The organism is Streptomyces sp. NPDC001594 (assembly GCF_042893675.1).
GTDB lineage: Bacteria > Actinomycetota > Actinomycetes > Streptomycetales > Streptomycetaceae > Streptomyces.
Genome location: NZ_JBIAVB010000038.1, coordinates 1 through 5,173 on the forward strand (window position 1 = coordinate 1; position 5,173 = coordinate 5,173).

At 73.3% G+C, this 5,173-nt stretch carries 2 protein-coding genes; both read right to left on the minus strand.

Going from position 1 to position 5,173, the window contains the following annotated elements:
* Positions 1–2,739 (minus strand): type I polyketide synthase (locus tag ACFY0O_RS37595; protein WP_388955593.1); only part of this gene is annotated, 2,739 nt, incomplete at its 3' end.
* 48 nt (positions 2,740–2,787) lie between these two features.
* The gene (locus tag ACFY0O_RS37600; protein ID WP_388955596.1) at positions 2,788–5,148 is read right to left on the minus strand and encodes an SDR family NAD(P)-dependent oxidoreductase; all 2,361 of its coding nucleotides are present in this window, start codon (positions 5,146–5,148) and stop codon (positions 2,788–2,790) included.
* Positions 5,149–5,173 lie beyond the last annotated feature (25 nt).

Genomic DNA, 5,173 nt, shown 5'->3' on the forward strand with positions numbered 1-5,173 from the left:
CTGGAAGGCGTACGTCGGCAGGTCGCGGGCGACCGGCCCGGCGCCCAGCACCGCAGCCCAGTCGACCTCGACGCCATGGCTGTACGCCTGCGCGACGGCGCCCAGCAGCGCATGCGGCTCCGGCGTGCCCTCGCCCCGCAGCGCGGACACGAACACGGCGGGCGCCGCGTCCTCGTCCGCCGTCAGGCAGTCGGGTCCCAGGGCGGAGAGCACCCCGTCGGGACCCAGTTCCAGGTACGCCGTGACACCCTCGGCCTCCAGGGAGCGCACCCCGTCCATGAAGCGGACGGGCTGCCGCACGTGCCTCACCCAGTACTCCGCCGAGCAGACCTCGCCGCCCTCGGACAGCGCACCGGTCACGTTGGACACCAGCGGGATACGCGGAGCGTGGTACTGGAGCCCCTGCGCCACGGCGCGGAACTCGTCCAGCATCCCGTCCATGTGGTGCGAGTGGAACGCGTGGCTGACCGTCAGCCGCTTGACCCGCCGACCCTGCCCCTTCCACCCTGCGGCGAACTCCGCCACGGCATCCACGTCACCGGAAACCACCACCGACAGCGCACTGTTGACCGCCGCAACCTCCAGCCGGCCACCGAAACGGGCAAGCGCCGCCCGCACCTCGGCCTCGCCGCCCTCCACCGCGGCCATCCCACCGTCCGCACGCAACGCCTGCATCAGCCGGCCCCGCGCGGCCACCAACCGCACCGCATCCGCCAGAGACATCACCCCGGCCACATGAGCCGCAGCGATCTCCCCCACCGAATGCCCGACCAGGAAATCGGGCCGCACACCCCACGAGGACACCAACCGGAACAACGCCACCTCAACGGCGAAGATCCCCGCCTGCGCGAACACCGTCCGGTCCAACAACCCCTCACCCGCGTCGCCCTGACCGAACATCAGGTCGCGCAGGGAGGGCCCCTCCCCCAACTCCCGGTCGAACAGACCGGTGATCTCGTCCAAAGCCTCCGCGAACACCGGGAACGCCTCATACAGCCCCCGGCCCATCCCGACCCGCTGACTGCCCTGACCCGTGAACATCACCGCAGTACGCGCCGGCCCGTCCGCCACCCCACGCACCAACCCGGGAGCTTCCCCGCCCCGGGCCAGCGCGTCGAGGCCTTCCACCAAGGTCCGGGTTTCGTCGGCGAAAACCACGGCCCGGTGTGCGAAGACCGACCTCGTGGCGGTCAGTCCACGGCCCACGGCCCGCGCATCGGGCGACTCCTGGCCGGCCACGTAGGCGAGCAGCCGCCCGGCCTGCGCCGCCAGAGCCTCCGGCGTACGCCCCGACACCACCCAAGGCACCGGACCACCACCGGACGCCGACACCGGAACGTCCTCCGCCTCCCCCACGGGGGCCTGCTCCAGGATGACGTGGGCGTTGGTGCCGCTGATCCCGAACGAGGAGACCCCCGCCCGGCGCGGGCGGTCGGCGTCGGGCCAGGAGCGTGCCTCGTCCAGCAGTTCCACCGCACCGGCCGACCAGTCCACCAACGGCGTCGGCTCGTCGGCGTGCAGGGTCCGCGGCAGCACACCGTGCCGCATCGCCATCACCATCTTCACCACACCACCGACACCGGCCGCGGCCTGCGCATGCCCGATGTTCGACTTCAACGACCCCAACCACAGGGGCTGTTCAGCCGTACGCTCCTGCCCGTACGTGGCGAGCAGCGCCTGTGCCTCGATGGGGTCGCCGAGCCGGGTGCCCGTGCCGTGCGCCTCGACCGCGTCGACGTCGGCCGCCGACAGCCCCGCGTTCGCCAGCGCCTGCCGGATCACCCGCTCCTGCGCCGGACCACTCGGAGCCGTCAGACCGTTGCTCGCCCCGTCCTGGTTGACCGCACTGCCCCGGATCACCGCCAGCACCTGATGCCCGTGGCGCCGCGCGTCCGACAACCGCTCCAACACCAGCACACCGACGCCTTCGGACCAGCCGGTGCCGTCCGCACCCGCCCCGAACGCCTTGCACCGCCCGTCCACCGACAGACCACCCTGACGGCTGAACTCCGCGAACATCACCGGGCTGGACATGACCGACACACCGCCGGCCAGGGCGAGCGAGCATTCGTCGCGGCGCAGTGCCTGTACCGCGAGGTGCAGGGCGACGAGCGAGGACGAGCAGGCCGTGTCGACCGTGATGGCCGGGCCGGTGAAGCCGAAGGTGTAGGGGACCCGGCCGGAGACGACGCTGGCGGCCGTGCCCGTGCCGTAGTACCCCTCGATCTCGTCCGGTACGGACTCCAGGCCCGCGGCGTAGTCGTGGTACATCACCCCCGCGTAGACGCCGGTGCGGCTGCCCTTCAGGGTGGTGATGTCGATCCCGGCCCGCTCGACCGCCTCCCAGGAGGCTTCGAGGAGGAGCCGCTGCTGCGGGTCCATCGCGAGGGCCTCGCGCGGCGAGATCCCGAAGAACTGTGCGTCGAAGTCGGCCGCGTCGTAGAGGAACCCGCCCTTGCGGGTGGCGCTCTTGCCGGGCCGGTCCGGGTCCGGGTCGAACAGGGCGTCGGTGTCCCAGCCCCGGTCCTCGGGGAAGTCCGAGACGGCGTCGCCCTCGCGGGCCACGAGCCGCCACAGGTCCTCGGGGGAGCTCACGCCGCCCGGGTACCGGCAGGCCATGCCGACGATCGCGATCGGCTCGCGGTCGCGCTGCTCGGCGCTCTGGAGCTGCTGCCGGGTCTGGTGCAGCTCCCGCGCGACCCACTTCAGCTTGTTCAGCAGGTTCTGCTCGTCATTCATGTGAGATAACTCCGCAAGGCGTTCGAGAGGGGGGCGGGGCGGGCCGGTTCAGAACGTGCCGAACTCTTTTTCGATGACGTCGAGGATCTCGTCGGCCGTCGCGGCTTCGAGCTGGCCGACGAAGCCGGCGCCGTCCGCCGTGCCGGTCGGGGCGACGGGCGCGGCCGGGTCCTCGTGGGGTCCGGCCAGGGCCAGCAGGGCCGTCAGCCGGTCCGTGATGCGCTGTCGTGCCTCACCGCCGAGGGCCGCCGGCCCGGTCAGCACGTGCTCGATCTTCCCGAGGTCCGCGAGGAGCGGCTCGATCGCCGGTTCGGCGACGGCCGGCGTCTCCAGGGAGGCGTCCACGTGCGCGGCCAGGTCCTGGACCGTGGGGTGGTCGAAGACGAGGGTGGCGGGGAACCGCAGGCCGGTGGCCCGGCCCAGCCGGTTGCGCAGTTCGACCGCCATCAGCGAGTCGAAGCCGAGGCTCTTGAACGGGACGTCCACGCCCGCCTGTTGTCCGGGGCCGTAGCCGAGGACCCCGCTGACGTGCCCGCGGACCACGTCCAGGACCAGGCGTCGGCGCTCGGCCCCGGCCAGGCCCGCGACGCGCGCCGCGAGCCCCGCTTCGGCGTGCGCCGTCTCCTCGGTGCGGGCCTGCCGGACCGTACCGCGTACGAGTGAGCGCAGTACCGCCGGAACCTCCTCCGCGTCACGGCGCCGGAGCCCGGCGACGTCGAGCGGCGCCGGCACGGTCAGGGGCCGCTGCGCCGCCACGCCCGCGTCGAAGAGGGCGAGCCCGTCGCCGGCGGACATGGCGGTCAGCCCCAGACCCGCGAGCCGGCCCCGGTCGACCTCCGACAGGCCTCCCGTCAGGCCGCCGTCGGAGGCCCACCAGCCCCAGGCCAGCGATACGGCGGGCAGGCCCTGTGCCCGGCGCTCGTGCGCCAGGGCGTCCAGGAAGGTGTTGGCGGCGGCGTAGCTCGCCTGGCCCGGGCTGCCCACCACTCCGGCGAAGGAGGAGAACAGGACGAACGCCGAGAGGTCCAGGTCCCGCGTCAGCTCGTGGAGGTTCCACGCGGCTTCCGCCTTGGGGCGGAACACGCCGGCCAGCCGTTCCGCGTCCACGGATTCGATCACGCCGTCGTCGAGCACGGCGGCGCTGTGGACGACGCCGGTGAGCGGGCGGTCGTCCGGCACCGAGGCGAGCAGGGCGGCGAGGGCGTCACGATCAGCGACGTCACACGCCTCCACCCGCACCCGGCCACCCAGCCCCGTCAGCTCGGCCACCAGCGCGTCCACGCCCTCAGCCCCAAGACCACGCCGGGACACCAGCAGCAGGTCCCGCACCCCGTACTCCGCCACCAGATGCCGTGCCACCAGCGCACCCAGCCCACCGGTACCACCGGTCACCAGCACCGTCCCACCAGAACCGAACGACACCCGGGCCCCGCTCTCCGCCGCCTGCACGACACGCGCCAGCCGCGGCACCAGCACCCGCCCGCCCCGCACCGCAACCTGCGACTCACCCGAACCCAACGCGGCACGCAACGCGGCCTCTTCGGCATCAGCCGACAGCCCCCGCTCCACATCCACCAGCACCAGCCGGCCCGGATGCTCCACCTGAGCGGACCGCACCAAACCCCACACCGGAGCCGCCGACAGATCCGCCACACCCTCGCCCGGCCCCGCGGCCACCGCACCACGCGTCAACACCACCAGACACGCACCCGCGAACCGCTCACCGGCCAGGAACTCCTGTACGACGTCCAGCGCGCGGGCCGTCGCCGTCGCGGCGTCCTGTGCCGCGTCGCCGCCGTGCGCCCACAGCACCGGGCCGGAGCCCTGTCGGGTGCCTGTCCCGGCGCCCCAGACGTCCCATTCCGACGAGAGGCGCGAGGTGACGGGTACCGAGGTCCACTCCAGCGCGAAGAGCGCGTCCCGCAGTCCGCCGTCGGCGGCCCGCAGCTGCTCCCGCGCCACCGGCCGCGTCACCAGGCGGCCCACCGAGACCACCGGTGTGCCCGTGGTGTCCTCCACCCGCACCGATACGTCGCCGGAACCGGGGGCGGACGGGGCCATGGCGACCCGCAGGACCGATCCGCCCACGGACGCACCCGACCGCTCGACACCGGACCACACGAACGGCAGCCGCACCTCGTCGGCCGACGGGTCGATCGACATGTGGAAGACCGCGTCCATCAGCGCGGGGTGTACGGCGTAGGCGGCCGCGTCCACGCCCGCCACCTCCGGGAGGGCGACTTCCGCGAACACCTCCGCACCACGCCGCCAGGCCGACCGCACCCCCCGGAACACCGGCCCATACCCGTAACCCAACCCGTCCAGCCGGTCATACAGGCCACCCACATCAACCGGCACAGCACCCGTCGGCGGCCACACCCCCGAACCAGCCCCGACCGGCTCGCCCACAGCGGCCAGCGTCCCGGTGGCGTGC